General features: G+C 65.8%; 25 protein-coding genes. 18 read left to right on the forward strand and 7 right to left on the reverse strand.

Features of this window, described 5'->3' with window-relative positions:
- Positions 1–109 precede the first annotated feature (109 nt).
- Together ACYVN4_RS01255 and ACYVN4_RS01260 are read left to right on the forward strand one after the other, a co-directional pair.
- Positions 110–703: a QsdR family transcriptional regulator gene (locus ACYVN4_RS01255; protein WP_460717352.1), complete on the forward strand. Its 594-nt coding sequence runs from the start codon at positions 110–112 to the stop codon at positions 701–703.
- Positions 703–1,839: a serine hydrolase domain-containing protein gene (locus ACYVN4_RS01260; protein ID WP_460717353.1), complete on the forward strand. Its 1,137-nt coding sequence runs from the start codon at positions 703–705 to the stop codon at positions 1,837–1,839. The genes ACYVN4_RS01255 and ACYVN4_RS01260 overlap by 1 nt, the downstream gene beginning before the upstream one ends.
- A 9-nt stretch (positions 1,840–1,848) precedes the next feature.
- Here the strand turns inward: ACYVN4_RS01260 and sigJ are convergent, their stop codons facing one another.
- Positions 1,849–2,739: an RNA polymerase sigma factor SigJ gene (gene sigJ, locus ACYVN4_RS01265; RefSeq protein WP_460717354.1), complete on the reverse strand. Its 891-nt coding sequence runs from the start codon at positions 2,737–2,739 to the stop codon at positions 1,849–1,851.
- A gap of 135 nt (positions 2,740–2,874) precedes the next feature.
- On the opposite strand from sigJ, the gene ACYVN4_RS01270 reads away from it, so the two are divergent.
- The gene (locus ACYVN4_RS01270; RefSeq protein ID WP_460717355.1) at positions 2,875–3,456 is read left to right on the forward strand and encodes an NADPH-dependent FMN reductase; all 582 of its coding nucleotides are present in this window, start codon (positions 2,875–2,877) and stop codon (positions 3,454–3,456) included.
- 10 nt (positions 3,457–3,466) lie between these two features.
- The gene (locus tag ACYVN4_RS01275; RefSeq protein ID WP_460717356.1) at positions 3,467–3,883 is read left to right on the forward strand and encodes a YybH family protein; all 417 of its coding nucleotides are present in this window, start codon (positions 3,467–3,469) and stop codon (positions 3,881–3,883) included.
- Here ACYVN4_RS01275 and ACYVN4_RS01280 read toward each other — a convergent pair.
- Positions 3,880–5,184 (reverse strand): class I SAM-dependent methyltransferase, encoded by a 1,305-nt coding sequence (locus ACYVN4_RS01280; protein ID WP_460717357.1) that lies wholly within the window; start codon positions 5,182–5,184, stop codon positions 3,880–3,882. The two genes, ACYVN4_RS01275 and ACYVN4_RS01280, sit on opposite strands and share 4 nt — an antisense overlap.
- A gap of 102 nt (positions 5,185–5,286) precedes the next feature.
- Between ACYVN4_RS01280 and ACYVN4_RS01285 the strand changes: the two genes are divergently transcribed.
- The 10 genes from ACYVN4_RS01285 to ACYVN4_RS01330 all read left to right on the forward strand — a co-directional run bounded on the left by ACYVN4_RS01285 (position 5,287) and on the right by ACYVN4_RS01330 (position 14,366).
- Positions 5,287–5,907 (forward strand): alpha/beta fold hydrolase, encoded by a 621-nt coding sequence (locus ACYVN4_RS01285; protein WP_460717358.1) that lies wholly within the window; start codon positions 5,287–5,289, stop codon positions 5,905–5,907.
- 114 nt (positions 5,908–6,021) lie between these two features.
- Complete coding sequence (locus ACYVN4_RS01290; RefSeq protein WP_460717359.1) at positions 6,022–6,165, forward strand: hypothetical protein; 144 nt, start codon at positions 6,022–6,024, stop codon at positions 6,163–6,165.
- 113 nt (positions 6,166–6,278) lie between these two features.
- Positions 6,279–6,824, forward strand: a complete 546-nt coding sequence (locus ACYVN4_RS01295) for a YceI family protein (RefSeq protein ID WP_460717360.1) — start codon at positions 6,279–6,281, stop codon at positions 6,822–6,824.
- A 120-nt stretch (positions 6,825–6,944) separates the two neighbouring features.
- Positions 6,945–8,594, forward strand: a complete 1,650-nt coding sequence (locus tag ACYVN4_RS01300; protein WP_460717361.1) for an amidohydrolase — start codon at positions 6,945–6,947, stop codon at positions 8,592–8,594.
- Between the two features lie 57 nt (positions 8,595–8,651).
- Complete coding sequence (locus ACYVN4_RS01305) at positions 8,652–10,112, forward strand: hypothetical protein (protein WP_460717362.1); 1,461 nt, start codon at positions 8,652–8,654, stop codon at positions 10,110–10,112.
- A 77-nt stretch (positions 10,113–10,189) separates the two neighbouring features.
- Entirely contained in the window at positions 10,190–11,260 is a 1,071-nt protein-coding gene (locus tag ACYVN4_RS01310; protein WP_460717363.1) for a hypothetical protein, read from the forward strand.
- A gap of 144 nt (positions 11,261–11,404) precedes the next feature.
- Complete coding sequence (locus ACYVN4_RS01315; RefSeq protein WP_460717364.1) at positions 11,405–12,217, forward strand: SAM-dependent methyltransferase; 813 nt, start codon at positions 11,405–11,407, stop codon at positions 12,215–12,217.
- A gap of 74 nt (positions 12,218–12,291) precedes the next feature.
- Complete coding sequence (locus ACYVN4_RS01320; protein WP_460717365.1) at positions 12,292–12,777, forward strand: hypothetical protein; 486 nt, start codon at positions 12,292–12,294, stop codon at positions 12,775–12,777.
- A gap of 15 nt (positions 12,778–12,792) precedes the next feature.
- A complete protein-coding gene (locus ACYVN4_RS01325; protein ID WP_460717366.1) occupies positions 12,793–13,530 on the forward strand; it encodes an ABC transporter ATP-binding protein in 738 nt (245 codons plus the stop codon).
- Positions 13,527–14,366 (forward strand): ABC transporter permease, encoded by an 840-nt coding sequence (locus ACYVN4_RS01330; protein ID WP_460717367.1) that lies wholly within the window; start codon positions 13,527–13,529, stop codon positions 14,364–14,366. Before ACYVN4_RS01325 ends, ACYVN4_RS01330 begins: the two co-directional genes overlap by 4 nt.
- Here the strand turns inward: ACYVN4_RS01330 and ACYVN4_RS01335 are convergent.
- Positions 14,352–15,608 (reverse strand): cytochrome P450, encoded by a 1,257-nt coding sequence (locus tag ACYVN4_RS01335; RefSeq protein WP_460718320.1) that lies wholly within the window; start codon positions 15,606–15,608, stop codon positions 14,352–14,354. The two genes, ACYVN4_RS01330 and ACYVN4_RS01335, sit on opposite strands and share 15 nt — an antisense overlap.
- 577 nt (positions 15,609–16,185) lie before the next feature.
- Here ACYVN4_RS01335 and ACYVN4_RS01340 point away from each other — a divergent pair.
- A complete protein-coding gene (locus ACYVN4_RS01340; protein WP_460717368.1) occupies positions 16,186–17,538 on the forward strand; it encodes an 8-oxoguanine deaminase in 1,353 nt (450 codons plus the stop codon).
- 75 nt (positions 17,539–17,613) lie between these two features.
- Here the strand turns inward: ACYVN4_RS01340 and ACYVN4_RS01345 are convergent, their stop codons facing one another.
- Both ACYVN4_RS01345 and ACYVN4_RS01350 read right to left on the reverse strand, forming a co-directional pair.
- Entirely contained in the window at positions 17,614–18,852 is a 1,239-nt protein-coding gene (locus ACYVN4_RS01345) for a nucleobase:cation symporter-2 family protein (protein ID WP_460718321.1), read from the reverse strand.
- Between the two features lie 9 nt (positions 18,853–18,861).
- Positions 18,862–19,029, reverse strand: a complete 168-nt coding sequence (locus ACYVN4_RS01350) for a hypothetical protein (RefSeq protein WP_460717369.1) — start codon at positions 19,027–19,029, stop codon at positions 18,862–18,864.
- A 246-nt stretch (positions 19,030–19,275) separates the two neighbouring features.
- Between ACYVN4_RS01350 and ACYVN4_RS01355 the strand changes: the two genes are divergently transcribed.
- Both ACYVN4_RS01355 and ACYVN4_RS01360 read left to right on the forward strand, forming a co-directional pair.
- Entirely contained in the window at positions 19,276–19,911 is a 636-nt protein-coding gene (locus ACYVN4_RS01355; RefSeq protein WP_460717370.1) for an MspA family porin, read from the forward strand.
- A 59-nt stretch (positions 19,912–19,970) separates the two neighbouring features.
- Positions 19,971–20,663 carry an MspA family porin gene (locus tag ACYVN4_RS01360; RefSeq protein ID WP_460717371.1) on the forward strand — a complete coding sequence of 231 codons (693 nt, stop codon included), beginning with the start codon at positions 19,971–19,973 and terminating at the stop codon, positions 20,661–20,663.
- Between the two features lie 61 nt (positions 20,664–20,724).
- Here ACYVN4_RS01360 and ACYVN4_RS01365 read toward each other — a convergent pair whose 3' ends face one another.
- A complete protein-coding gene (locus ACYVN4_RS01365) occupies positions 20,725–21,510 on the reverse strand; it encodes an IclR family transcriptional regulator (protein WP_460717372.1) in 786 nt (261 codons plus the stop codon).
- 233 nt (positions 21,511–21,743) lie between these two features.
- Between ACYVN4_RS01365 and ACYVN4_RS01370 the strand changes: the two genes are divergently transcribed.
- The gene (locus tag ACYVN4_RS01370; protein WP_460717373.1) at positions 21,744–23,816 is read left to right on the forward strand and encodes a thioredoxin domain-containing protein; all 2,073 of its coding nucleotides are present in this window, start codon (positions 21,744–21,746) and stop codon (positions 23,814–23,816) included.
- 8 nt (positions 23,817–23,824) lie between these two features.
- Here ACYVN4_RS01370 and ACYVN4_RS01375 read toward each other — a convergent pair whose 3' ends face one another.
- Positions 23,825–24,289: a hypothetical protein gene (locus tag ACYVN4_RS01375; RefSeq protein WP_460717374.1), complete on the reverse strand. Its 465-nt coding sequence runs from the start codon at positions 24,287–24,289 to the stop codon at positions 23,825–23,827.
- Positions 24,290–24,318: the final 29 nt, after the last annotated feature.

Genomic DNA, 24,318 nt, shown 5'->3' on the forward strand with positions numbered 1-24,318 from the left:
GTAGGTCGTCCGGTGCTCACGCTAACAAAGATGGTGACCGATCACCATCTTTGTCGGGCAGTGCAACTGATGCTTGATTTGCTGCAATATATCTGAGTATGTTGCATTCATGAGTGGTCCCGGTCACAGCAAGGTTCTCGGCAATCAGGCGGTCGACCTCGCCCGGCGCAAGTTCTTGCTGGGTGACCGGCTGGACATGCAGAAGCTGGCCGCCGAACTGGGGGTCGACCGGTCGACGCTGTTTCGGTGGGTCGGCAATCGAGACCAGCTGCTCGCGACCATCCTGTGGTCGCTGGCCGAGCCGACGCACCGCGCCGCGGTGGCGGCGACCGATCGCCGCGGTGCCGCCCGGATCGCCGACGTGACAGGAACTTTCGCGCAGGCGCTGATCGACGCACCGTTCTTCCGGATCTATCTGCGCCGCGAGCCCGAACGCGCGCTGCGGCTGCTCACCACCAAGGACAGTCCGGTGCAGCACGAAATCGTCGCTGCCATCGAGCGTTTGGTGCAGCAGGAGCTGGACCGCGGGCATCTCATCCACCCGATGTCCGCGCACGATCTGGCCTACCTGATCGCGCGGATCGCCGAATCGTTCATCTACGCCGATCTGATCACCGGAGAAGACCCCGACGCAACCAAGGCCGCGATCGCGGTGGCGGCGCTGCTGGGCGATCCGACCTATGTGCCGAAAGGGATTTCCTAGTGAGTGTGTACGGGCAATGCGGCCCTCGATTCGATGCCCTGAGAACGGTTTTCGAGCAGAATCTGGCCTCGGGGGAAGAGCTGGGCGCTTCGATGGTCATCGACATCGACGGCGAGATCGTGGTCGATATGTGGGGCGGCCACGTCGACCAGGAGCGAACCCGGGCGTGGGAGCGCGACACCATCACCAACGTGTGGTCCAGCACCAAGACGGTGACCAGCCTGGCGGTGCTGATGCTGGTGGACCGTGGCGTGCTCGACGTGCGCGCACCGGTCGCGAAGTACTGGCCCGAGTTCGCCGCCAACGGCAAGGAACACATCGAGCTGCGTTACCTGCTCTCCCACACCTCCGGAATCTCGGGCTGGGAACCACCTTTCGGGCTCGAGGACCTCTACGACTGGGACCTGTCCAGCACGCACCTGGCGGCCCAGACGCCGTGGTGGGAACCGGGAACCGCCTCGGGATACCACGCGCAGAACTTCGGACAGCTGCTCGGCGAGATCGTCCGCCGGGTGACGGGAAAGTCGCTCGCGGCGTTCGTCGCCGAGGAAATCGCGGCACCGCTGGGCGCTGACTTCCAGATCGGCGCGCGCGAAGCCGACTGGCCACGCATCTCCGATGTCGTTGCGCCGCCGCCACTTCCATTCGATCTCAGCGCGCTGCCCGCGGACAACCTGTTGCGCAAGACCCTCGGTACCCCGCCGCTCGACGCGGATGCCGCGAACACGGAGGCGTGGCGGCGCGCGGACCTGGGCGCCTACAACGGTCACGCCAATGCGCGCTCGCTCGCCCGGATCATGTCGGTCATCCCGCGCGGCGGAACCGTCGACGGCACAACGCTGTTGAATCCGGCCACCATCGAGCTGATCTTCGAGGAGCAGAGCAACGGACCGGACATGGTCCTCGGCGTCCCGTTGCGCTTCGGCATCGGCTACGGGCTTCCCGACCAGCGCACCGTGCCCTACATCCCCGAAGGCCGGATCTGCTTCTGGGGCGGCTGGGGTGGCTCGATGGTCGTGATGGATCTCGACCGTCGCATGACCGTCACCTACGCCATGAACAAGATGGGCGCGGGCCTCATCGGCTCTCCGCGCAGCGAGGCCTACCTGCGCACGATCTATCGGATCCTCGACTGACCTCGAGCCCTATTCGGTTGTCCACAGCCGCAGCTTCTCCGGGTTGCGCATGGCCCAGATGCGGGTGATGCGGTTGTCGGCGATGTCGAAGGCGTAGACCGAGATGATGGTGTCGCCGAGTTGGGCTACCAGGCCCGGCTGGCCGTTGACGGTGCGTTCGATCAGGGTGACCTTGGGGCCGCGGGCGGCGATCTCGAGCCAGGCGTGGGCGATCCGGTCGCCGCCGGTGATCGGATCGAGGAAGGCGAGGGCGAGGCCGCCGCTGTCCGCGGTGGCGACGGCGGTCGGGTCGAGCAGGCCGATCAGGGCCGCCAGATCGCCTGTCTCCCAGGCGCGTTTGAAGTCGCGGACCACGTCGGCGCGTTCGGCGCTCGACGGGCTGCGCGAGGTGTCGATGCGGCGGCGGGCGCTGGAAGCCAGTTGACGGCAGGCGGCGGGGGTGCGGCCGACGATGTCGGCGACCTCGGCGAAGGAGTAGCGGAAGACGTCGTGCAGGACGAACGCCACCCGTTCGGCGGGCGTCATGGAATCCAGGACGACCAGGAACGCCATGCTGATCGACTCGTCCAGGGTGACCCGGTCGGCGGGATCGGCGGGCGCCGGACCGCCGAACCATTCGACATGGCCGGGCACCGGTTCCGGAATCCATTCGCCCACATACTGTTCCCGCCGGGCGCGCGCGGAGCCGAGCTGATCGAGGCAGATGCGGCTGGCGACCGTGGTCAGCCACGCGCCCGGCTTCACCACCTCCTCCCGCTGCTGATCGGACAGCGAATACCAGCGCGCGTAGGTCTCCTGCACCACGTCCTCGGCCTCGCTGAGCGAGCCGAGCAGCCGGTAGGCGAGATTGATCAGTTGACGGCGTTCGCTCATCACCGCGCTCAGTTGCGGATCGGTCATGGGGTTCGGCTCCTTCGGGCGATGCGGCTCCATCGAACTCGACGAAACAGCGTCTCGAATTGTCAGGCCTGACATTCCGTGGGGCTGTGTCGTCGAGGTGGATGAAACGCTTTCGACACAGCAGGAGTCCCGGACATGACCAAGATCGGCATCATTCTCGGCAGCACCCGGCCGGGCCGCAACGGCGCGCAGATCGCCCAATGGGTCCTCGACACGGCGACGGCGCGCGGCGACGCCGACTACGAACTGATCGACCTGCGCGAACATCCGCTGCCGCACCTGGACGAGGCGGTACCGCCGATGTTCGGGCCGTCGGTCAACGCGCACACCCGCGCCTGGGCCGAGCGGGTCGCCCCGTTCGACGGCTTCGTCCTGGTGACCCCGGAATACAACGGCGGCTACCCGGGCGTGCTGAAGAACGCCCTCGACCACGTGTTCGCCGAATGGAACCACAAGGCAGTCGGATTCGTCTCCTACGGCGTGAACGGCGGCGCCCGCGCGGTGATGGGGCTGCGGACGGTCGTCGGCACACTGGGCATGGCCGACGTCGGCTATCAGGTGTCGATCTCGGTGCTCACCGATTTCGAGAACAACAGCACCTACATGCCGAATGATCGGAATACCGACGCGCTGCACAAGACGATCGATCAGATCATCGCCTGGACCACCGCGCTCGCACCGCTGCGGGCCACCGACACCACGCTCGTGAATTCCTGAGGAGCCGACCATGTCCGAACTCGTCAAGCACATCGACAAGGTGATCGAGGCGCTCGCCGCCAAGGATCTCGACGCCGTCGGGCGGCTGTACACCGACGATGTCGTGTCCTTCGATATCGAGCCGCCGCTACAACATGTCGGAACCGCGGCGAAACTCGCGAACTGGGCGCGGGTGTTCCTGTTCTTCGAGACCGTGACCTACGAGGTCCGCGACCTGACCTTCACCGAAGGCGGCGATGTGGCCTTCGGGCACGGATTCGCCCGTCTGAGTGGCACATTGAAGGACGGGACGGCGACGAGCGGCATGTGGGTCCGGGTCACCTACGGCATGCGCAGGATCGACGGCGCCTGGTTCATCGCCCACGACCAGGTCTCGGTGCCGCTCGACGTCGCGAGCGGCAAAGGCGTCGTCGACCTCGAGCCTTAACCCCAGGCCCGGCGGGTGGCGGGGAATCCGGAGCCACCCTCGGCGGTGGGGACGACGCCCAGGACCTGGTGCAGGCCGAGGCCGCCGTCCTCGAATCCCAGGGCGGAGGCGGCCATGTAGATGCGCCAGATGCGGGCACGGCCCTCACCCGCCAGCGAAACCGCCTGGGCCCAGCCGGATTCCAGGTTGGCGACCCACTCGCGCAGGGTGAGGGCGTAATGCTCACGCAGGGATTCGACATCGCGGACCTCGAATCCGGCCCGTTCCATCGCCAGCACCACCTCGCCGACGTCCAGGAGTTCACCGTCGGGAAAGACGTAGCGGCCGATGAAGGATCGGGCGCTGATCTGCGACCCGCCGATCGACGAGATGGCGTGGTTGAGCAGGCGGCCCTCGGGGCGCAGCAGCGCGCGCAGGGTGTCGAAGTATTCGGCGGCGCGATTCGCCCCTACGTGTTCGAACATGCCGATCGAGGAGATGGCGTCGAACTGCTCGCCGCGCAGGTCGCGGTAATCGGTCAGCCGGATCTCGATTTTCGCGGAGAGCCCGGCCTCGGCGATGCGTTTGCGGGCGAGCTCGGCTTGGGTACCGCTGATCGTGACGCCCACGACCTGCGCGCCGTACGCCGCGGCCGCGTGCATCGCCATCGAACCCCACCCGCAACCGACATCCAGCAGCCGCATGCCGGGCCGGTCGGCCAATCCGAGCTTGCGGCAGATCAAATCGTGCTTGGCGCGCTGCGCATCCTCCAGTGAGACGGCGGGGTCAGCGGCGGTCCGGCCGTCGTCGTCCTGGGCCGCGAACCGGGCGCACGAGTAGGTCATGCTCGGCCCGAGCACCAGACGGTAGAAGTCGTCGCCGACGTCGTAGTGATGGCTGATCACCGCCGCGTCGCGGTGGCGGGTGTGCCGCGGGCCGCGCGGGGGCCGGGCCTCCTCCGGCGGTGGCTTCGGGCGATGGCCGAGCGCACCCAACTGCCGGGCCGCACCGGCGGCCTGCCAAGCCCCGGCGAGGCCGAGGCGGCCACTGTCCGGCACCGCGGACTGCAGGGCACGCAGGATCCGGAAGATGTCACCATCGAGATCCACCGCGCCCGAGACGAAGGCACGGCCCAGCCCGAGTTCGCCTGGGGCCCAGACCATATGGCTCAGTGCATCCTTCGATCGGATCCGCATGGTGCCGGGCGGATCCCCCTCGGGTTCCACCACGCTGCCGTCCCAGAATTCGAACCGCAATGGCGGCCGCGACCCGAACGCGAGTCGCAGCAGCGGGGTGAAAGCGTCCGCGACCGTTTTGCCCATACACCCACTATCACTCGAAACCGACCGCGCGGCGGGGAGATCCACCGCGCGCCCCCGTTCGAACCTCATGGATTTGTCGGTCGCCCTTGGTACCAAGGTGATATGAGCACGTTCATGCTGATCCCCGGCGCGGGATGCGATGCGGGCTACTGGCGGCACGTGGCGGACGAGCTGCGCAGCCTCGGCCACGATGCCGTGCCGGTGCAACTGCCGTGCGAGGACGACACCGCCGGGCTACGCGAATACGCCGACACGGTGGTCGAGGCCATCGGCTCCCGCCGCGACGTGGTCCTGGTAGCTCATTCCTTCGGCGGCTTCACCGCCCCGCTCGTGTGCGACCGGGTGCCGGTGGAGCGAATGGTGCTGGTGTCCGCCATGATCCCGACCGCCGGCGAGGCGCCCGGCGACTGGTGGGCCAACACCGGCCACAAAACCACGGGCGACGAAGACGTGTTCTACAACGACCTGACCCCCGAACAACGCTCCGCCGCCGAGCAATTCGAGCGTGGCCAGTCCGCCACCCCGATGACCCTGCCCTGGCCCATGTCTTCCTGGCCCGACGTCCCCACCCGATTCGTCCTCCTTCGAGACGACCGCTTCTTCCCCGCCGACTTCATACGCAGACTCGTCCGTGACCGACTGTGCATCGACCCGCTGGAAATGCCCGGCGGCCACATGGCCATGCTCTCCCGCCCCACCGAACTAGCCCGCCTCCTGCTCTGAACGGGATCATGCGTAGAGGCGAGCCTCGCCTACTTCGCCTTCGGCGATCCGGACACCGGCCGCGCCAACGTCCACGACTACTACTCCGCACTCGCTCCGCAGCAAGCCGACTTCATGGCTTCGGGTGTCAACAGCACTTCCGACGCTCTGCGCGAAACCGTGCGGATCTACACCGACCTCGGTGTCGACGAACTGATCTTCAACCCGGCCACCGACCACCTGGACGACGTGCGGCGTCTCGCCGACGCCGTGCTGTAGCCGAACACGACCCGCTGCCGGGAATAGCCGCGCGCAGCCCGCTGTTCATTTGGTTGTCACGTCCACAAAATTCGGTACGGCTTACACAGCTGCCAAAACCCAAGGAGCACTTCATGACCGGCACCGCCACCGCCCTGACATCCGGCACCTGGGTCATCGATTCGGTGCACTCCACCCTCGGTTTCTCCGTACGTCACATGATGGTGAGCAAGGTCCGCGGCCGCTTCACCGACTTCTCCGGCAAGCTCGTCATCGGCGAAGACGGGTCCGCCGCCGCCGAGGCCGAAATCCGCGTCGACTCGGTGACCACCGACAACCCGCAGCGCGACGCTCACCTGCGCACCGCCGACTTCTTCAGCGCCGAAAACTTCCCGCTCGCCACCTTCGAATCCACCGGATTCCACGTCAAGGGCGACGACTTCGTGGTCGACGGCGAATTCAGCATCGCGGGCGTCACCAAGCCGGTCACCCTGGACGTCGAATTCCTGGGCGTCAACCCGGGCATGGGCCAGGGCCCGGTCGCGGGCTTCGAGGCCACCACCGTCATCAACCGCCGCGACTTCGGCATCACCATCGACATGCCCCTCGCCGACGGCGGCGCCGTCATCGGCGACAAGATCACCCTGACCCTCGGCATCGAGGTCACCAAGCAGGACTGAGCGTTCCGCTCGTGTTCGGCTGCGGGCCGCGCGGCACTGCGCGGACAATGGTTCTGCGACCCCGGTTGCGTCGAATGTTGTTCGACGCGACCGACGTTCATCACAGAACAGGGGAAATCGATGGCTATTTCAGGGATTCCCGAGGTTGAACAGGTGCACTTGTTCACGGGCGGAACGATATTGACCGTTGATCGGGACTTTTCGATTGCCGAGGCGATTGCGATTCAGGGCGATCGGATCGTGGCGGTCGGTACGGAGGAGGCGGTCCGAGACATCGTGGGGGTGGGGGCCACGGAGGTCGAGCTGGCGGGGCGGACGATGGTGCCGGGCTTTGTCGATGCGCATACCCATGTGTTGACCGGCAGTATGGTGGCGGCTCTGATGGAGTACGTCGGGATGGCGCGTTTCGGCACCGTGGGAGAGGTGCTCGAGCATTTGACGGAGATGGCAAGGCAAGCGCCCGAAGGCAAGTGGATCCTCGCTCGCAATTTCGATCCGGCCGTGCAACCGGATCTGCCGGCGCTGACGTTCGCCGAGCTCGACGCGGTGTCCACCACGCACCCGGTGTTCGTTCTCAACGCCTCCGGGCATATCGCCTACGCGAACTCTGCGGCGTTCGCCGCGGCGGGTATCGGCGAGGATGTGCAGGATCCGGACGGAGCCGAGTTCGTGCGCGATGCCGACGGAAAACTCACCGGGACAATGAAAAACGGTGTCGCCTACAACCAGGTCCTCGGGAAATGTGACGCCGCTGCCGGATTGAACCCGGTCGATGCGCTGATCGATCTACTCGAGAGCTGGCGGCAGGTCGGGTTGACCACGGTGAGTGAACTGGGGTTGGGCACCTTGAGCCAGACGCCCGACGACCTCATCGTCCTGAGGCAGGCCGCTGCCACCGGCAAGCTCCAGACCCGAATTCGCGCCTACCCCTTCTACACTCTCGGGACCGACACCTGGGACGCGGCGGGGGTGCGACCCGGCGATGGCGACGCGCTGGTGCGGATCGCGGGCTACAAGCTCGTCGCCGACGGCTCCAACCAAGGATTCACCGGCCTACAACGCGAGCCGTACCTCGGTACCGACAACTACGGAATCGCGTACATGGAGCCCAAGGTGCTTGCCGCGGAGGCGGTCGACCGCGCGAGCCAGGGTTGGGCGCTCGCGATCCACGGCAATGGCGACGCCGGTATCGACAACATCCTGGATGCCTGCGACGCGATCCGCGATGCCGGGGTGGAGCCGGGCGCGGTACGAGTGCGGATCGAGCACTGCTCGATCCTGCACGACGATCAGATCGCTCGCATGAAAGACCTCGGCGTATCCGCAAGCTTCCTGATCGGGCATGTCCACTACTGGGGTATTGCGATGCGCGACACGGTCTTCGGCCCGCAGAAAGCATTGCTGCTCGACCGGTGTCGCAGTGTGGAGGCGGCGGGAATCGGGTTCACGCTGCACTCCGACTTCATGGTCACCGACCCCCATCCACTGCACATGATCCAGATGGCCGTCACCCGCCGTACCTGGAAAGAACCCGACTATGTGTTGGCGCCCGACGAGCGCATATCGGTGGAATCGGCAATCCGCGCGGTGACATCCGAAGCGGCATGGCAACTCTCCTCCGAACACGAAGTCGGCAGTCTCGAAGTCGGCAAATACGCCGATTTCGTCATCCTCGACCAAGACCCCCGTGCCGTCCCGCCGGACCGGATCAAAGACATCGCAGTCCTGGAAACCTGGATGAACGGCAACCAGGTCTATTCGGCGAGCTGACGAATCCCGCTGAGCGCGAGCATTGCCCGCCGGTTACGGCCGATAGGCTTCCGGCTCGTGAGAGTCTTCATCGTAGTGTGGCTCGGGTATGCCACGGCCTTGCTGGCCAGCAGTCGTGATCTGTTCAGCAGGATCGTGTTCGAGGAGGGGGATACGGCGACCGTCTCGATTCAGGTGTTGGCGGCGAAGGATTTCGAGCTGCTGGTCGGCAACTACTCCCGGGTGGGGTTTCACCATCCGGGACCCGCGTTCATTTACGTGCAAGCTTTCGGTGAGTGGCTCTTCTACGACGTACTACGAGTGGTGCCGTCACCCTGGAACGGGCAGGCGATCTCGATTCTGCTGCTCAATGCCGCGTTGCTGGCGCTGGTGCTGAGTATCGTCCACGACTGGTATCCGTCCCGAATGCTCCTTGCCGCGCTCGGCGGGACAACCCTGCTCTTCCTCACCGTGTATCGCGACCTGATCAGCGGACTCTGGTTTCCCTACGTGTATTTCGCGCCGTTCCTGCTGCTGCTGGTCGCGGCGTCCTCGGTGGTGGCGGGCCGCACCCGGCACCTCTGGATGGTGGCGCTGGCGGGCGGGCTCCTCATTCACGGGCACGCGGAGTTCCTGTTCTTCGTGCCGTTGCTGGGCGGTGCGGCACTGTATCTCGTGTGGCGGCGCAAACTGGCTGTCGCCAAGCGGGATTGGTGGCTCTTCGGCGGGATCGCGGCCGTATTCGCGTCGACGATCGTGCTCGACGCAATCCTGCATTTCCCAGGGGAACTCGTGAAATATGTCGGCTACGGCGGCGGCCACGCCATGCACATGCCCTGGACCGCGGCTTCCTACACGGTGCAATTCTGGGGCCCGAACCGCGTGCTCGGCGTCATCATCCTCATCGCCCTTTTCGCCCTCGTCGCGCTGCTGGCCCGCGGCGACGAATTGCTGCGTACCGGCTCGGCGTTCTGCGCGGCCGCGGTGTTGCTCATGTGCATTTACGCGTCGATCGGCATCGACCAGATCGACGAGTCCTACATCGGCTACTTCTCCTACGCCGTGCCGCTGTTCATGTTCGTGCTCCTGCTGATCGGTGTCGCCCGGCGGGTCGGCCGGTCGCGAACCGTGCACGCGAAGTATGCCGCGGTCGGCCTGCTCATCATCGGCATCGTGGTGAGCGGACTGACGCACTCGCTGACCAACCGTCGCTACGAGATGACCGGCATACCCGGCACTTTGGACGCGATGGTCGGCGTGGCCGGAACCCGGCCGATCGTTCTGGAACGCCGCCCGCACGAGGCGTGGGCCGAGGTGGTCCCCCTCGTCCTGATCGGCGCCCGCACCGGCGTCCGCGTCTGCGCCGTCGACCTGGAGCTGCTGGTCACCGCCGCATACGCCTGCACCGCAACCGATTTGGCCACCGGAGCCCGTTTCGCGGTGGTCCGGAAGGACTCCGGTGATCCGCCCGGGCAGTTCGTCGGCGAGGTGGGCCGCGTGGGCGGCGATCACCAGAGTTGGGTGAGGGCGCTGAGCTGACCGTTTGCAGATCTCGTTCGTAGCCGATCCCGATATGCGAGACTGGCGAGGTGCAGCCCCAGCGTACGGTTCACTTCGTGGGCAGCCTGCCCGCACAGTTGGACAGTCCGGAGAAGGCGATGGCGTTCGCTGTCGACACGGCCGGTGAATTCCTGGATGGCATGGTTCCGGGCGGTGAAGCGGATCCCTATCGCGCCCAGTGGTACGTCAGACCCATCATCGACCGGCTCGGCAGCATCCCGGCGCTGGCGCCGGTGCGCCGCGGTGACTGGTCGACGCTGCGTTCCCGCGACACCTTTCGGCTGCGGGCGGGCCGATCACTGACCGAAGCCGATATCGACGCCGCGCTCGGCTATGCGGCGGAGGCCGAGCGTGCCGGGAAGGCGTTGGCCGAACTGCGCCGAACCGATCCCGGACTTCGTTTGCAGGTAGGCATACCGACACCCTTCGTCATCGGTTTCATCGCCTTCGAGGCGCGCATGCTCGGGTGGCGTCGGGGCTTCCCCTACTACCGCCCGATCCTCGACGCCACGGTCCGGGAGATCGTCCGGATCCATGAGGCGTTGGGGGACAACGTCGTATTCCAACTCGAACTGGCAGCCGAGACGCTCCTCTGCGCGGCGACACCGCCGGTGCTGCGGCAGGGCCTGGCCACGGCGGCCGGTCGAGCCATCGCACGCCTCGTCACCCGGGCCCCCTACGGTGCCCGATTCGGGGTGCACCTGTGTTACGGGAGCCTCGACGACAAGCCCGCCGTGACACCGAGGTCGACGGCCGGGGTCGTTGCGCTGGCCAACGCGATAGCGCGATACTGGCCGGCGGGGCGGCCGCTCGACTTCGTCCACATGCCCATCGGCGACGGTAAGCAAGCGCCGGTTCGGCCGCGGTACTACGCGCCGCTGGCACGCCTCGAATTGCCTGTCGATACGCGGCTTATCGCCGGACTTGCGCATCCGGCGCAACCGCTCGCGCAGGCACGACAGGCGCTGGCGACGGCGGAGTCGGCCTACGGCGGCCGACTGGACGTCGCGTCCCCTTGTGGTCTGGGCCGTTATGCGACCGTCGACCGGGCGCGGGCGGCGGTCGCATGCGCCGTCGCCTTGGCTGAAACAGATCCGAGTCCGATTCGCGAAGGCAGTCGGGAGTAGGCACTTGCCGCCCGGTCCTCGAGTGTTGGATCGTGTTGTGTCGGAGCGTGGTTCGCCGATGGCTCCGCTTTGCGCCAGGTCCGTGCGACGACAGAATTCCGGAGTCACGTACACCCGGGGTGGCGTTCGGTTACGGTTACACCTGTGGTCGAGGAAGCCGAAGGGCCTGCGTCGGAGCGCGAACGGATACCGCACTCGCTCGACCCTGGTGAGCTGAATTCCGCCCGGGTTTACGACTACTTGTTGGGCGGAAAGGACAATTACGAGACCGACCGGGCGATGGCCGGTCGGATGCTCTCGCAGGTACCCGAACTCAAGACCTTGGTCTGGTTCACCCGGGGTTTCGTGCTCAAAGCGGTCGAGATGGCCGTCGAGGCGGGTATCCGGCAGTTCCTCGATCTGGGCTCGGGTATCCCGGTCACACCCGCCGTGCACGAGGTGGCTCAGAAGCTCGAGCCGTCGGCGCGGGTGGTCTATGTCGACTACGACCCGGTCGTCGTCGCCCACAGCAATGCGCTGCTGGCCGGACCGCCCGGAGTCGCCGCCCTGCTGGGCGATATTCGTTCTCCCGGCGACATTTTCGATCAGCTCGACGACAGCGGGCTGATCGACTTCGACGAACCGGTAGCCATCCTGCTCTCCGGTGTACTGCATTACGTGATGGACCACGAACACCCCGCCGACATCGTCGCCACCTTCCGTGATCGGGTGGCATCGGGTAGCTACCTGGTGATCAGTCATGGCTCCCTGGATTCCTCCCCGGAGATACTCCAGGTGCTGACCGGCACCGCCGACACTCCGGCGCAGGTCACCTTCCGAACCACGGCGCAGACCGAGGCCTTGCTATCCGGTTTCGAGTTGTTCGAACCCGGTGTGGTGCCGGTCCAGCAGTGGCTCCGCCCCGACTTGCCCGACACTCGGATGGTCATGCTCGGTGCCATCGGCCGCAAACCCTGAGGAAGCCGCCGTGAGCACGAGTACTCTTGAATGCGCCAAATTTGCGCTGTCCCAGTTGATCAGAGGATGAAGAGATGAAGTCCTTCAACATTGTCGCTGGTGTCGTGTCGTCGATCATGACGGTCGCCGTGGTCGCGACCGGCGCCTCAATTGTCAATGCCCCCGCCGCCTTCGCCGCTCCCGGCGACTTCCTCATCACCAAAGACGTTCCCACCCTTGACGATCTCCACGACCAGGTGGTGTTTCTGATCGAGACGCCCGGCGTCTCCGACCAGGCCAAGGCGGCCAATATGGAAGGCGGTATGGGGGCGGTCGCGGTCGCGGACGCCCTCTACGACACCGGCCTGTTCCGGGCTCCGTACGGGTCCAACGAGATCACCGGTCCCGAAACCCAGGACGGCAACGTGCACACCGCCATGCTGCGTACCAGGTCGGTCGGACGACCGGATATCACCGCGCGCGTGGTCTGGAAGCGGATCGACGGTGTCTGGAAACTCTCCAACAGCTCGGTATGCGAGGGCATCCAGGCCGTGGGTCTGTCGATGTCCTGTGACTTCTGACCGGCTCCGGGCACCGTGATCGATATTCGTGACCTCACCCTGAGCTACCCGGGCGTCACCGTCCTCGAAGTCCCGGAACTGACGGTGGCCGACGGGGCGCTCACCTACCTGATCGGTCTCAACGGCACCGGCAAAACCACACTGCTGCGGTGTATCTGCGGCCTCATGCCACCCGCCGCCGGGACCGTTCGGGTCGACGACACCCTGGTTCGAGCCCATCACACCACACCCGCATCGCTCGGAATGCACCTCGACTATCGGGCTTTCGACCCACGCCACACCGCACGTCGGCATCTACGCTGGATCGCTCGTGCCCGTGGCCTACCCACCGGCCGGGTCGGCGAGGTCCTCGAGATCGTCGACCTCGTCCGGGTCGCCGATCGCCGGCTCGGGCACTATTCGCTCGGCATGCTCCAGCGCGTCGGCATCGCCGCCGCATTGCTCGGCCAGCCTCGGACCCTGCTGCTCGACGAACCGCTCAACGGCCTCGACATCGCGGGTATCCGCTGGATACGCGAATTGCTGCGCGAGCTGGCCGATGCCGGGACCTGTGTCCTGGTCGCCTCGCACCTGCTCGATGAGGTCGAACGCAATGCCGACCACATCGTCATCCTCGGCGGCGGGCGGGTGCTGGCCGATCAGCCTCTCACTCACCTCAGGAGCACGCTCGAGCCCGGTGAGACCGGCCTCGAGGACGCCTACGTGCGAATTGCCGGGCTGCCAACCCGTCTCGCGTCCGGCACGGCCCGATGAACAGTCCCGGTCCGGCCACCCTCATCTACCGCGGCGTCGCGGCCGAATGGACCCGCACCACCGGACGTAGTTTCCTGTGGGCCTTCGCTGTCCCGCTCGCCTTCGTGCTGCCGCTGGCGGTCACCTTCGGAATCGCCGCTGTCGCAGAACGACTCGCCACGCTCCCCGGACAGCGTTTCGTGGCCCCGGTCTCCACCACCAACTCCGTGTACTGGGTGATGACCTTTTCCGTGTCGATCATGATGGTCACCGCCGCCTACGCCCACGGCACCCAACGACGCGGTCAGGCAAGCGATCTCAACACCTTCCTGTTCCCCAGGTACTGGACGGTCGCCTTGGCTCGGTGGATCTACTACGGCGCCATCGCGGCGATATCGACGGTGGTGCTGCTGACCGTCGTCATGATCACGCTGCCGCACGAGTTTCCCGAACTGTATGGGGCCGTGGACATCACCGATGCCGCCGGCATCCGGTTCCTCTGGACCGTCCCGATCTACGCGTTCGCCGCCTGCGGGGTGGGCATCGCGGTCGGGTCGCTGATTCGCACTCCGTCCGCGGCCGTCGCCGTCCTCCTGTTCTGGGTGTATGTGGCCGAGAGCGCGATGAATCTGCTGCCCCATGGATTCACCCTGCAGGCCTACGCCCCGTTCCTCAATGCCGTCGCCGCGACAGGCCAGCAGGTCGCCTTCCGCCCTCGCTTCGGCCGCACCGGATCGCTGCTCTACTTCATCCTCGTCGCCGTCGCCCTCTTCATCGCCGCGGCCGTCCTGCCCATCCTCATTCGCCGGATTTCGGCACTGCGCAGGACGGCATTCACCACATCAGGCAAAGGCTGAGACCGGGCGAACCTCGAGCGGAAGCCTGCCCAACCCGGGGATCGGACCCATGACCCGCGGGAGCCGCTCGCTCGCGACCGGCTGGAACTCCCATTTCGACAGCAGGCTGTGGAGAGTTGTCTGCAGTACCGGCCAGGCGAAATTTCTTCCGATACACATCTGATTGCCCATGCTGAACGGAACGAAGCTCCGGCATTTCGACCCGGATTTCGACGACGACCACCGATCGGGGTCGAAGGTGTTCGGCTCGGCGAAGATATCCGGGTTGCGGTGCACAGCAGCGATGCTGTAGCCGATATCGGTCCCGGCGGGGAATTTGAAACCATCGAGTTCGACCGTGGTGATGCTGCGTCTGGTCTGCAGCAGCGGTGAATGGATCCGCGTGACCTCGTTCAGGAAACAGTTCAGGTATTCGAGCCGGTCGAGACTTCCGGGGCTGAACTCTTCCGCGTCGGAAATCTCTTGCCGCAGTTGCGAAGCCACCGGCGGACGCTGGGACAATTCGTACAGAGCCCAGGTGAGCGTGGCGGTCAAGGCGTCGATCCCACCGAAGAGAACCGTCACGGCCTGCTCGGCCAGGAACTTGTCGTCACGGTGCTCGACAGCCGGTGAATTCAGCAGGAGATCGATCAGGTCGGTCCGGCGCTCACCGCTGTCGCGGCGCGCGACGATCAGTTCCCGGCAATACTCCCGCAATTGCGTTCCAGCGGACAGGAATTTGCGGTTCACCGGCAATGGCAGAGTCGCCAGTCGCTTCGGCAGCACGCTGCCCACGATGGCGCCGCCACCAATGGCCCCGATCAGACTCGAGATGAGTCGCAACTCCCCGCTATCGGGTTCGTGCGAGAACATGGACCCGAGTAGGTCGGTGATCACCATATCCAGGAGCACGGAACGCATCTCGACAATCTGGCCCGGCCGCCACGAACTCGCCAACGCATCGGCGTTCCGTTTGACGATCGGTGCGTAGTTGTCCAACTCGGTGCGATGGAACGCCGGTTGCAGCAGCCGGCGAAGATCCCTGTGCTGCTGACCATCCGCGACGATCAGCGATTCCTCGAAAATGAGGCGTATGCGATCGAAGAGGAGCCCGCGCTCGTAGGTGTCGGAGTCCTCCACCAACACTCGGTGCAGGAGTTCGAAATCGGTAATGACGTAGACAACGCGACTGCCGATATCGACGCGCGCTATTTTCCCGGCGCCGGCCAGGTCCACCATGAACTGGACCGGATCACGCCACATCTTCCAGCCGTGCCCTAGCACCGGCAAATGTCCGGGTCCGCACGGGACGTCACGAAGATCCACTACAGGCTGCCTTTCCCTCGGCAAGCTCGATACACCCGGCTATGAGAAGCGGTCCTCTGACCAGGTCGATCACCACTGAGGCCCTGTCGTCCATCAACAAGTTACGTTAGTCGGGATCATGGACCGACCACCACCTTTTGACCGAAACGCCAACAACCCGAGCCTCATTCGCAGTAGAGGTGATGGCGCAAAGCACCGCAGCTGACGGCGCACCCGGCTGGCAGCGTGATCGATCGGGTGCTGTGGGGCCGGCCGAGCCGGCAGAGCTACCTTTGGTGTCATGTCATGATTCAGGTCGCCGATCATGACAAGTTTCAACCCCTTTCGGGATGCTCGGTAAGAATGATTGAAAGTGTCTGGACCTTGTTCACATCTTTCGCGACAGTTTCTGGATAAATCTACAAATGCTGCCGAGTGAACCGGTTCGCAAGTTCGGACGAATCGTCGTTTTTCGCGTGTACGCCGGCCGAGTTTAGTTGTCGGAACACGCAATACGGACAGAAGATGGGCACGAATGAGCAAGTTGGTCATTGAAAACGCTTATATCGCACCGGTTGTCGGTGACGAGATCCCCAACGGCTATCTGATCGTCGGTGACGATGGTCGGATCGAAGCTCTCGGCGCGGGACCTGCGCCGACGGTGGTGGGTGCTGACCGCCTCTCCGGCACCGGTTGCCTGGTAACCCCGGGCCTGGTGAATACCCACCACCACCTCTACCAATGGGCCACCCAAGGGTTGTTTCAGGACGCGACCCTGTTCGAGTGGCTGACGGGTCTCTACCGGCTGTGGGCGACCATGGACGCGGAGATCGTGCACGGCGCAGCCCAAGCCGGGCTCGGCTGGCTGGCATTGACCGGCACCACCACCTCCACCGATCACCACTACATCTTCCCCAAGGGGCGCGGTGACGTGTTCGAGGCGGAGGTGCGTGCGGCGCGTGAGATCGGGATCCGTTTCCACCCGTGCCGCGGTTCCATGGATCGTGGGCAGTCGCAGGGTGGGCTGCCGCCGGATGAGGTGGTGGAGGACCGCGACGAAATCCTCTCCAACACAGAGGAGATCATCCGCACTTATCACGATCCGTCCTTCGATTCGATGCTGCGGGTGGCTGTCGCCCCCTGTTCACCGTTCTCGGTGTCGGAGGGTTTGATGGTGGAATCCGCCGCGTTGGCTCGTCGGCACGGGGTCCGCCTGCACACTCATCTCGCCGAGACGCTCGATGAGGAAGAGCATTGCATCGAGCAGATGGGCTGCACGCCTGTCGAATACATGGAGAAGCTGGGTTGGCTCGGCGACGACGTGTGGTTCGCGCACACGGTTCACCTGCACGACAAGGACATCGCAGCCTTCGCCAAGACCGGCACCGGCTCGGCGCACTGCCCGACCTCGAATGCCCGTCTCGGTGCCGGGATCGCGCGGGTGACCGATCTGCTGGCCGCGGGCGCGCCCGTCGGACTCGGCGTCGACGGCGCCGCGTCGGCGGAGTTGACTTCCATGGCCGGTGAGATGCGTCAGGCGCTGCTGTTTCAGCGCGCCGTGCGTGGTCCGCGGGCGATGACGGCGCGTCAGGCGCTCGAGGTCGGCACCCTGGGTGGCGCTCGGAACTTGGGGCGGCACAACGAGATCGGCTCGCTCGAGGTTGGGAAATTGGCCGATATCGCGGTCTGGCGGGTGGACGGCTTCCGGGCCGCGCTCGAGGATCCGGTGTGTGCGTTGGTTTTCGGCCCGCAGCCTCCTTTGGCCCGGCTGCTCGTCGGTGGCAACACCGTCGTGGCGGACGACGAACTCCGGACCATGCCGCACGACGCGGTCGGTACAGCAGGCGTCGATGCCCGCAAGCGCATCATGCGACAGGGGAACCGATAATCGCCTGCTGAAAAACGAAGGGCCCCATATCCATTCGCGGATATGGGGCCCTTGCGGTTTGGCGGACCGTGCGCGTCAGTGGTGGCCGTCGGGAATCCGGGTCTGCTCCGGCAGCCGGGCGTCCGCGTCCGAGGCGGCGGCGAATACCGAAGCGCCGGGTCGGCGACCGAACTTCCATTCGTTGAAGGCCAGGTTGAGCAGCACCGCCACGATGGCGGTGGCGCTGATACCGGAGTTCAGGACCACGCCCACCATATTGGGGAAGGCATCCCAGAACTTCGGGGCGGCAACGGGAATGAGGCCCACGCCGACACCGACGGCGACGATGACCATGTTGAGGTTGTCCTGGAAGTCCACCTTCGCCAGGGTGCGGATGCCGCTGGCGGCGACCGAACCGAACAACACCAGACCGGCGCCGCCGAGCACCGGGTACGGGATGCCCGCGACGACCGCGCCGACCACCGGCAGCAGGCCCAGCAGCACCAGGATCAGGCCGCCGGTCGCCACCACGAACCGGCTCTTGATTCCGGTCAAGGCCACCAGGCCGACGTTCTGGGCGAACGCGCTGCAGGTGAAGGACCCGAACACCGGCGCGATCGTGGTCGAGAGCATGTCCGCGCGCAGGCCGTCGGCGACCCGACGCTCATCGACCGGGGTCCCCACGATCTCACCGATCGTCAGGATGTCGGCGGTCGTCTCGATCAGGGTCACCAGGATGACGACGGTCATCGCAATGATCGCGCCGATCTCGAAGGTCGGTGTGCCGAAGTGGAAGAGCTGCGGCGGCGCCACGATCTTCGCGGTGCCGACACTCGAGAAGTCGGTCTTGCCTGCACAGATGGCGACAACCGTGCCCACTCCCAAGCCGATCAGAATCGACAACCGGGAGATCGCCCCCTGGAACAGGCGACTGATCACCAGGATGATGATCAGCGTCAGCCCGGCGAAGCCGATATTGCCCATCGACCCGTAATCGGGCTTGCCCGGATCATTGCCCATCGCCCAACCGAACGCGACCGGCATCAGCGACAAACCGATCACGGTGATGATCGAGCCCGTCACCACGGCCGGGAACAGCCGCACCAACTGGGCGACGAACGACGACAGCACCAAGCCGATCAGCCCGGCCACGATGATGGACCCCAGCACCGGGCGCAGTCCGCCGGTGGAGGCGGTCGCCACCATGGTCGACACACCCGCGAACGAAATGCCCTGCACGATCGGCAGTCTGCTGCCGAAGGGACCGAAACCCAGCGTCTGCACCAGCGTGGCCAGTCCCGACACGAACAGGCTCGCGGTCACCAGCAGACCGATATCGGTGACCTACAGGCCCGCCGCGCCGCCGACGATGATCGGCGGCGCGATCACGCCGCCGTACATGGTGAGAATGTGCTGGCTGCCGTAGGCGAACAATTGCCAAGGCGTGTGCTTGGCGTCCTCCGGCCGCTCGGATTCCTCCGGGGAACGGCTGCGCCTCGTGAAAATGCTCATGGAAACTTCCTCTCCACCGCGGAACTACATTTCCGCCGACCAGCAGAGTGGCACGCATCACTCGCCGTCAACAGGCAATTCAACTTCATATATTGTGGTGTGCGTCACAGCATTTCAAAGAAAGAAACCTCGCTTGACGAGTGCGCGAATTTCCATGTTGGAAATCGATAATGATGCAATTCATCGGCCCGTTTACTGTTCGCCGCAGCGCGTAATTGGTACGTGCTGATTCAGTGAGGACAGTAGATGAGGGATTACCGGAATGTGGCTGTCGCGGCGGCGGTGACCGCGGCGGTCGGACTGCTTTCGATGGGCACGGCGCACGCGGACGCCTTCGTGCCATTGCCGGACGGCCACATCACCGAACCGGGCGTATCCATCGACAGCGTGGGCAACAGCGTTGTGATCTCACCGTCGCTGGCTGCCAATGGCGCGGGCCGGGTGGCTTGGTTGTCGTCGCACATCACCTCGAATGTCGATACGCCGCCGGGCAAGGTCGGTCCCTGGAACGGTCCCGCGAACGGGGCGGGCACCAACGATTCGTCCACGCATGGCGCCTCCACCATGTCGGTCGGCTACCTGGTGGGTTGTCAGGTGGCGCTCGGCAGCCTGTCGGCGGGGATCTCGGCGGGGATCAGCTCGAGTCCTTCGCTGTCGGGGTCGCTGTCGCTGCCGTTGGGGCCGGGTGAGGTCAAGTGGGTCAACTTCGATCAGAAGGACATGGTCGAAAGCGGTGCGTACCACTTCGATCTGCAGGACCAGCAGATCGAGATCCAGGGCTGTGCGGGCTACGCGCAGGCCCGTCAGGTGGTGACCGTGGAAATCGTCGGACCCGACTATTCCAAGACCACCCTCTACGGCCAGCCCTTCAGCATCGGCTGAATTCTCCTGGCAGTCATAGCTTTTCGATTCGTCAATACTGATATTCGAGGAACGCGCACATGAACAACTCGAGCACGGGCACTCTCGCCCGCCTGGCCGGCTTCGCGCTGAGCGCCGCCGTCATCGGATGCCTCTCGGTCGCCCCGGCGAACGCCGACACCATCGTGCCGCTGCCCGGTGGGCACATCACCCAGACCATCGGCGACGGCACGGTCGTGGATGTCGACCTGACCGGGGAATCGGCCAATATCAATCCCTCGCTCGGCGCCACGCCCCTGCACCGCAACGCGTGGACCAGTGGTCACGGTGCGGTCGATCTGAGCGGCGGTGCGGCGGCCGATCCCGCCACGTACACCAAGCTGAACATCGGCTACATCGTCGGCTGCCAGGTCGACCTGTCGGCGGGCATGACGGCCGGTGTCGATGCCTCCGCCACCGCCGACCTCAGCTCCGGTCAGGGGACGATCACGCCGAGCGGCGGCGCCTCGACCTCGCTGACCTTGGCGGCAGGCCAGGCGAAGGTGCTCAACCTGCTCGATCTGGAAGTCCCGGACGACTACAACAAAGAGAGCCACTACTCGGCGCCGCGGGTGTCCGGGCCGCATCAGAGCGTGACCTGGCACGACGAGACCTTCGCGGTGAACGGATGCGGCGGCTACGCGCAGGCCCGGTCGTTCGTCCAGGCGAAGGTGTACACCCCGACCACGGTCGGCATGGTCACCCTGTGGGGTGAGCCCTTCAGCCTCGGGTGAACGAAGGATGAGCGAACTCCTGTCGCGCAATCGAGTTCGGCTGCGCGACAGGAGTTTTCCGCTATTCCGAGGGGAGCTCGGCGTGGATCTGCTCCCCGACCAGGGCGCGGCCGATCTGCAGCCCCGTCGCGTGCAGTGCCGCTGGAACGGCAGCCGTGCGGGCGGTCTCGGCCCGGGGCATCACCACCGACAGAGCCGCGACCACTTCCCGGCCGGGCAAGCGGAGCGGTACCGCGATGGCGGTGGATTCCGGATCGCCCACCGCCGGACGGAATGCGACACCGGTACGGCGGATCTCGACGAGTTGCGCCCGCAGGGAGTGCAGATCGGCGCCGCCGCCGAGGGACACCATCGGCGGCGGGTCCGAAAGGAAGCTCTCCTGGAAAGACATCGGCGCGTGTGCGAGCAACACCCGCCCCGGCGCGGACACGTGCAGCGGGAGCCGGTCGCCGGGCTCGCGGACGAAGGCCGGGACCGCCGCGGGCGTGGACATCAATTCGACGAAAATCACCTCATTGCCCTGCCGCACACCCAGTTGGACATTCTGACCGAGGCGGGCACTCAATTCCGTCATATACGGTCGAGCGACCCGGCTCAGATTGCGCGTCGGTACCGCGCGGACCCCGAGTTCCCACATTCGCAAACCGAATACCACACGGCGGTCGGCATCGCGTTGCAGCCAGCCTTGATCGACGAGATCGGAAACCATCCGCGAAACGGTGGGCAATGACAGCCCCGTTCGTTTCGACAGGTCCGAGACGGTGGTGAACGGCGTGTCGTCATCGAATGCTTCGAGGAGACGGACCAATCGCGAGAATGCGGACTCGCCGTTGGAATATCTGGCCATCAGGACTTGCCTTCCGAACTGAAGATGCTCGGGCCTCCCGGCCCACCGGTCATCGAAATCCGTTGCATCCTTATCGATTACGAGACCGCCGGAGGCGACGCGTCAATTCCGACGGGCCCATGGCCTCCGGGTCCGAATTGTACTCGGCGTCGCACCTTCCCACGACAGAGAGTTTCGAATGCCGCAGTTCTTGCCCAATCACGCCACACCGCCGCGTGTGGGAGGCTGAGGGTATGAACCGTTTGGGCAGCGCCACCTCGCCTTACCTGCGTCAGCACGCCGACAATCCGGTGGATTGGCGGGAGTGGGATGCTGCGGCGTTGGCGGAGGCGGCGGAGCGGGATGTGCCGATTCTGTTGTCTATCGGGTACGCGAGTTGTCATTGGTGCCATGTGATGGCGCATGAGTCGTTCGAGGACGAGGCGACTGCCGCGCTGATGAACGCGAACTTCGTGTGTATCAAGGTGGATCGGGAGGAGCGGCCTGATCTGGATGCGGTGTACATGAATGCGACCGTGGCCATGACGGGGCAGGGTGGGTGGCCGATGACCTGTTTCCTGACGGCTGAGGGGGAGCCGTTTTATTGCGGGACCTACTACCCGAAGACGCCTCGGCATGGGATGCCTTCGTTCACGCAGGTGCTGACCGCCATCGGGGAGACGTGGCGGAATCGGCGGGATGAGGTGAATACGGCGGCGGCGCAGGTGGGGGAGGCGTTGCGGCAGCAGACGGCGGGGTTGCCGGATGCGGAGATACCGCTGGGGGCGGAATTGCTCGCCCATGCGGTGAGTGCGGTGCTGAAGGATGTGGACCGGGAGCAGGGCGGGTTCGGGGGTGCGCCGAAGTTTCCGCCGTCGGCACTGCTGGAGGGGCTGCTGCGGCACTATGAGCTGACCGGGGATCTCGGTGTGCTGCAGGCTGTTTCGTTCACCTGCGCGGCGATGGCGCGGGGCGGGATCTACGACCAGCTGCGGGGTGGGTTCGCGCGGTATTCGGTGGATGCCGCCTGGGTGGTGCCGCACTTCGAGAAGATGCTCTACGACAATGCGCAGCTGCTGCGGGTGTACGCGCATCTCGCGCGGCGAGACTTCGACACGGCAGACGCGGGCCGGGAGTCGTTGGCGCTGCGGGTGACTCGCGAGACCGTGGAGTTCCTGCTGGCGGATCTGGGCACGGAGCAAGGGGCGTTCGCGTCCGCGCTCGACGCCGACACTCATCTGGAGCCGGGGAGTCCGGGAGTCGAGGGAGCCACCTATGTGTGGACACCCGCCGAACTCAACGGGGTACTGGGCGCGCTCGACGGTGCTTGGGCCGCAGAGCTTCTGGGGGTGACGACGGCCGGGACGTTCGAGCACGGGACCTCGGTGCTCACCCGGTATCACGATCCGAAACCGGTCGACCACGATCGATTCGAGGGCATTCGGGCCCGGCTGTCCGCTGCCCGCGACCGCCGCCCGCAACCCGAGCGGGATGACAAGGTCGTGACCGCCTGGAACGGTATGGCCATCGTGGCACTCGCGGAAGCCGGTGCCGCACACGGACATCCGGAGTGGGTCGCCGCCGCCGCGCGCTGCGCCCGCTACCTGCTCGACGCTCATGTGTCCGACGGTCGCGTCTGCCGCGCGTCGCTGGGTGGAGTGGCGGGGTCGGCTCCGGGCGTGCTGGAGGATTATGCCTGGCTCGCGCTCGGGCTTCTGGCGTTGCATCAGACGACCGAAGGGGAGTGGCTGCCCGTCGCGCAGGCCCTGATCGATGCCGCCATCACCCACTTCGCCGATCCGGAAACCCCCGGCAGCTGGTTCGACACCGCCGACGACGCGGAAACCCTGCTGACCCGCCCGCGTGATCCGCTGGACGGTGCCACTCCTGCCGGAACTTCGGTGCTCGCAGAGGCATTGGTCACCGCCGCCGCACTCGCCGACACCGATGCGGCCGCCCGCTACCGGCAACTGGCCGACCTCACCCTCACCCGCGGCGCGGTCCTGCTGGCCCGCGCTCCCCGCTCCGCCGGACACTGGCTCGCCGTCGCCGAGGCCGCCCTGCGCGGCCCCATCCAGGTGGCCGTGGTGACCGGCCCCGACGGCGAATCCGGCAGTGCCGCAACCCTCTTGGCTGCGGCCCGCGCAGCCGCCCCCGGCGGCTCGGTCATTGTCTCCGGCGCAGTCGATTCGCAACCCCTGCTGGCTGACCGCCCCCCGGTCCGCGAAACCTCCGCCGCCTACATCTGCCGAGGCTCGGTCTGCGACCTCCCCGTCACGACCGCCGAGGACGTCCGAGTCGGCCTCCTCCCGCCCCCATCAGCGTGAGCGATGGGTCAGATTCGGCGGCCCGAGGTGATGGCGGCCGGGAGGAAGACCAGGACGGCGATGATGTGGGTGGCGCGGAACAGGCCGAGTAGCACCGCATTCGGGGTCCAGTCGGTGAAGAGGTCGGCAAAATGGTGGGCCGAGAAGATCGCGCCAAGCGGTTCCATCACCAGTGAGGCCAGTCCCACCGTGCCCAGCCCGACCACGAGAATCCCTCGCGCCCAAAGGCTTCCGGTCAACATGCGGGCAGCGAGCGCGAACACGGTCAGATAGATCGCCGCCCGAATCAGCAGCCCGACCGCGATCCCCGACAGGTGCCCGTCGGGTGCGTCGATCACGATCGCCGCCCGCCCCAACGTCTCCGCCACTCCCGCGACCAGCGCCGCCACCACCGCGCGATACGCCAGAATTGCCCGCTCCGGCCGCTCCCACACCGCCGCTGAAGTCCGCTCGAACGCCCCGATCTCAGTCATACCTCCACTGTCGGACTCCACCCCCCACT

It is taken from the genome of Nocardia heshunensis (genome assembly GCF_054782115.1).

Bases quoted from the DNA above. Each gene is read 5' to 3' on its own strand.
- ACYVN4_RS01375 (WP_460717374.1), bottom strand. From the start codon at position 24,289: ATGACTGAGATCGGGGCGTTCGAGCGGACTTCAGCGGCGGTGTGGGAG.
- ACYVN4_RS01300 (WP_460717361.1), top strand. From the start codon at position 6,945: ATGGCTATTTCAGGGATTCCCGAGGTTGAACAGGTGCACTTGTTCACG.
- ACYVN4_RS01285 (WP_460717358.1), top strand. From the start codon at position 5,287: ATGAGCACGTTCATGCTGATCCCCGGCGCGGGATGCGATGCGGGCTAC.
- ACYVN4_RS01350 (WP_460717369.1), bottom strand. From the start codon at position 19,029: ATGAGCATTTTCACGAGGCGCAGCCGTTCCCCGGAGGAATCCGAGCGG.
- ACYVN4_RS01290 (WP_460717359.1), top strand. From the start codon at position 6,022: ATGGCTTCGGGTGTCAACAGCACTTCCGACGCTCTGCGCGAAACCGTG.
- ACYVN4_RS01255 (WP_460717352.1), top strand. From the start codon at position 110: ATGAGTGGTCCCGGTCACAGCAAGGTTCTCGGCAATCAGGCGGTCGAC.
- ACYVN4_RS01330 (WP_460717367.1), top strand. From the start codon at position 13,527: ATGAACAGTCCCGGTCCGGCCACCCTCATCTACCGCGGCGTCGCGGCC.
- ACYVN4_RS01360 (WP_460717371.1), top strand. From the start codon at position 19,971: ATGAACAACTCGAGCACGGGCACTCTCGCCCGCCTGGCCGGCTTCGCG.
- ACYVN4_RS01335 (WP_460718320.1), bottom strand. From the start codon at position 15,608: ATGTGGCGTGATCCGGTCCAGTTCATGGTGGACCTGGCCGGCGCCGGG.
- ACYVN4_RS01280 (WP_460717357.1), bottom strand. From the start codon at position 5,184: ATGGGCAAAACGGTCGCGGACGCTTTCACCCCGCTGCTGCGACTCGCG.
- ACYVN4_RS01370 (WP_460717373.1), top strand. From the start codon at position 21,744: ATGAACCGTTTGGGCAGCGCCACCTCGCCTTACCTGCGTCAGCACGCC.
- ACYVN4_RS01355 (WP_460717370.1), top strand. From the start codon at position 19,276: ATGAGGGATTACCGGAATGTGGCTGTCGCGGCGGCGGTGACCGCGGCG.
- ACYVN4_RS01295 (WP_460717360.1), top strand. From the start codon at position 6,279: ATGACCGGCACCGCCACCGCCCTGACATCCGGCACCTGGGTCATCGAT.
- ACYVN4_RS01365 (WP_460717372.1), bottom strand. From the start codon at position 21,510: ATGGCCAGATATTCCAACGGCGAGTCCGCATTCTCGCGATTGGTCCGT.
- ACYVN4_RS01270 (WP_460717355.1), top strand. From the start codon at position 2,875: ATGACCAAGATCGGCATCATTCTCGGCAGCACCCGGCCGGGCCGCAAC.
- sigJ (WP_460717354.1), bottom strand. From the start codon at position 2,739: ATGACCGATCCGCAACTGAGCGCGGTGATGAGCGAACGCCGTCAACTG.
- ACYVN4_RS01340 (WP_460717368.1), top strand. From the start codon at position 16,186: ATGAGCAAGTTGGTCATTGAAAACGCTTATATCGCACCGGTTGTCGGT.
- ACYVN4_RS01320 (WP_460717365.1), top strand. From the start codon at position 12,292: ATGAAGTCCTTCAACATTGTCGCTGGTGTCGTGTCGTCGATCATGACG.
- ACYVN4_RS01275 (WP_460717356.1), top strand. From the start codon at position 3,467: ATGTCCGAACTCGTCAAGCACATCGACAAGGTGATCGAGGCGCTCGCC.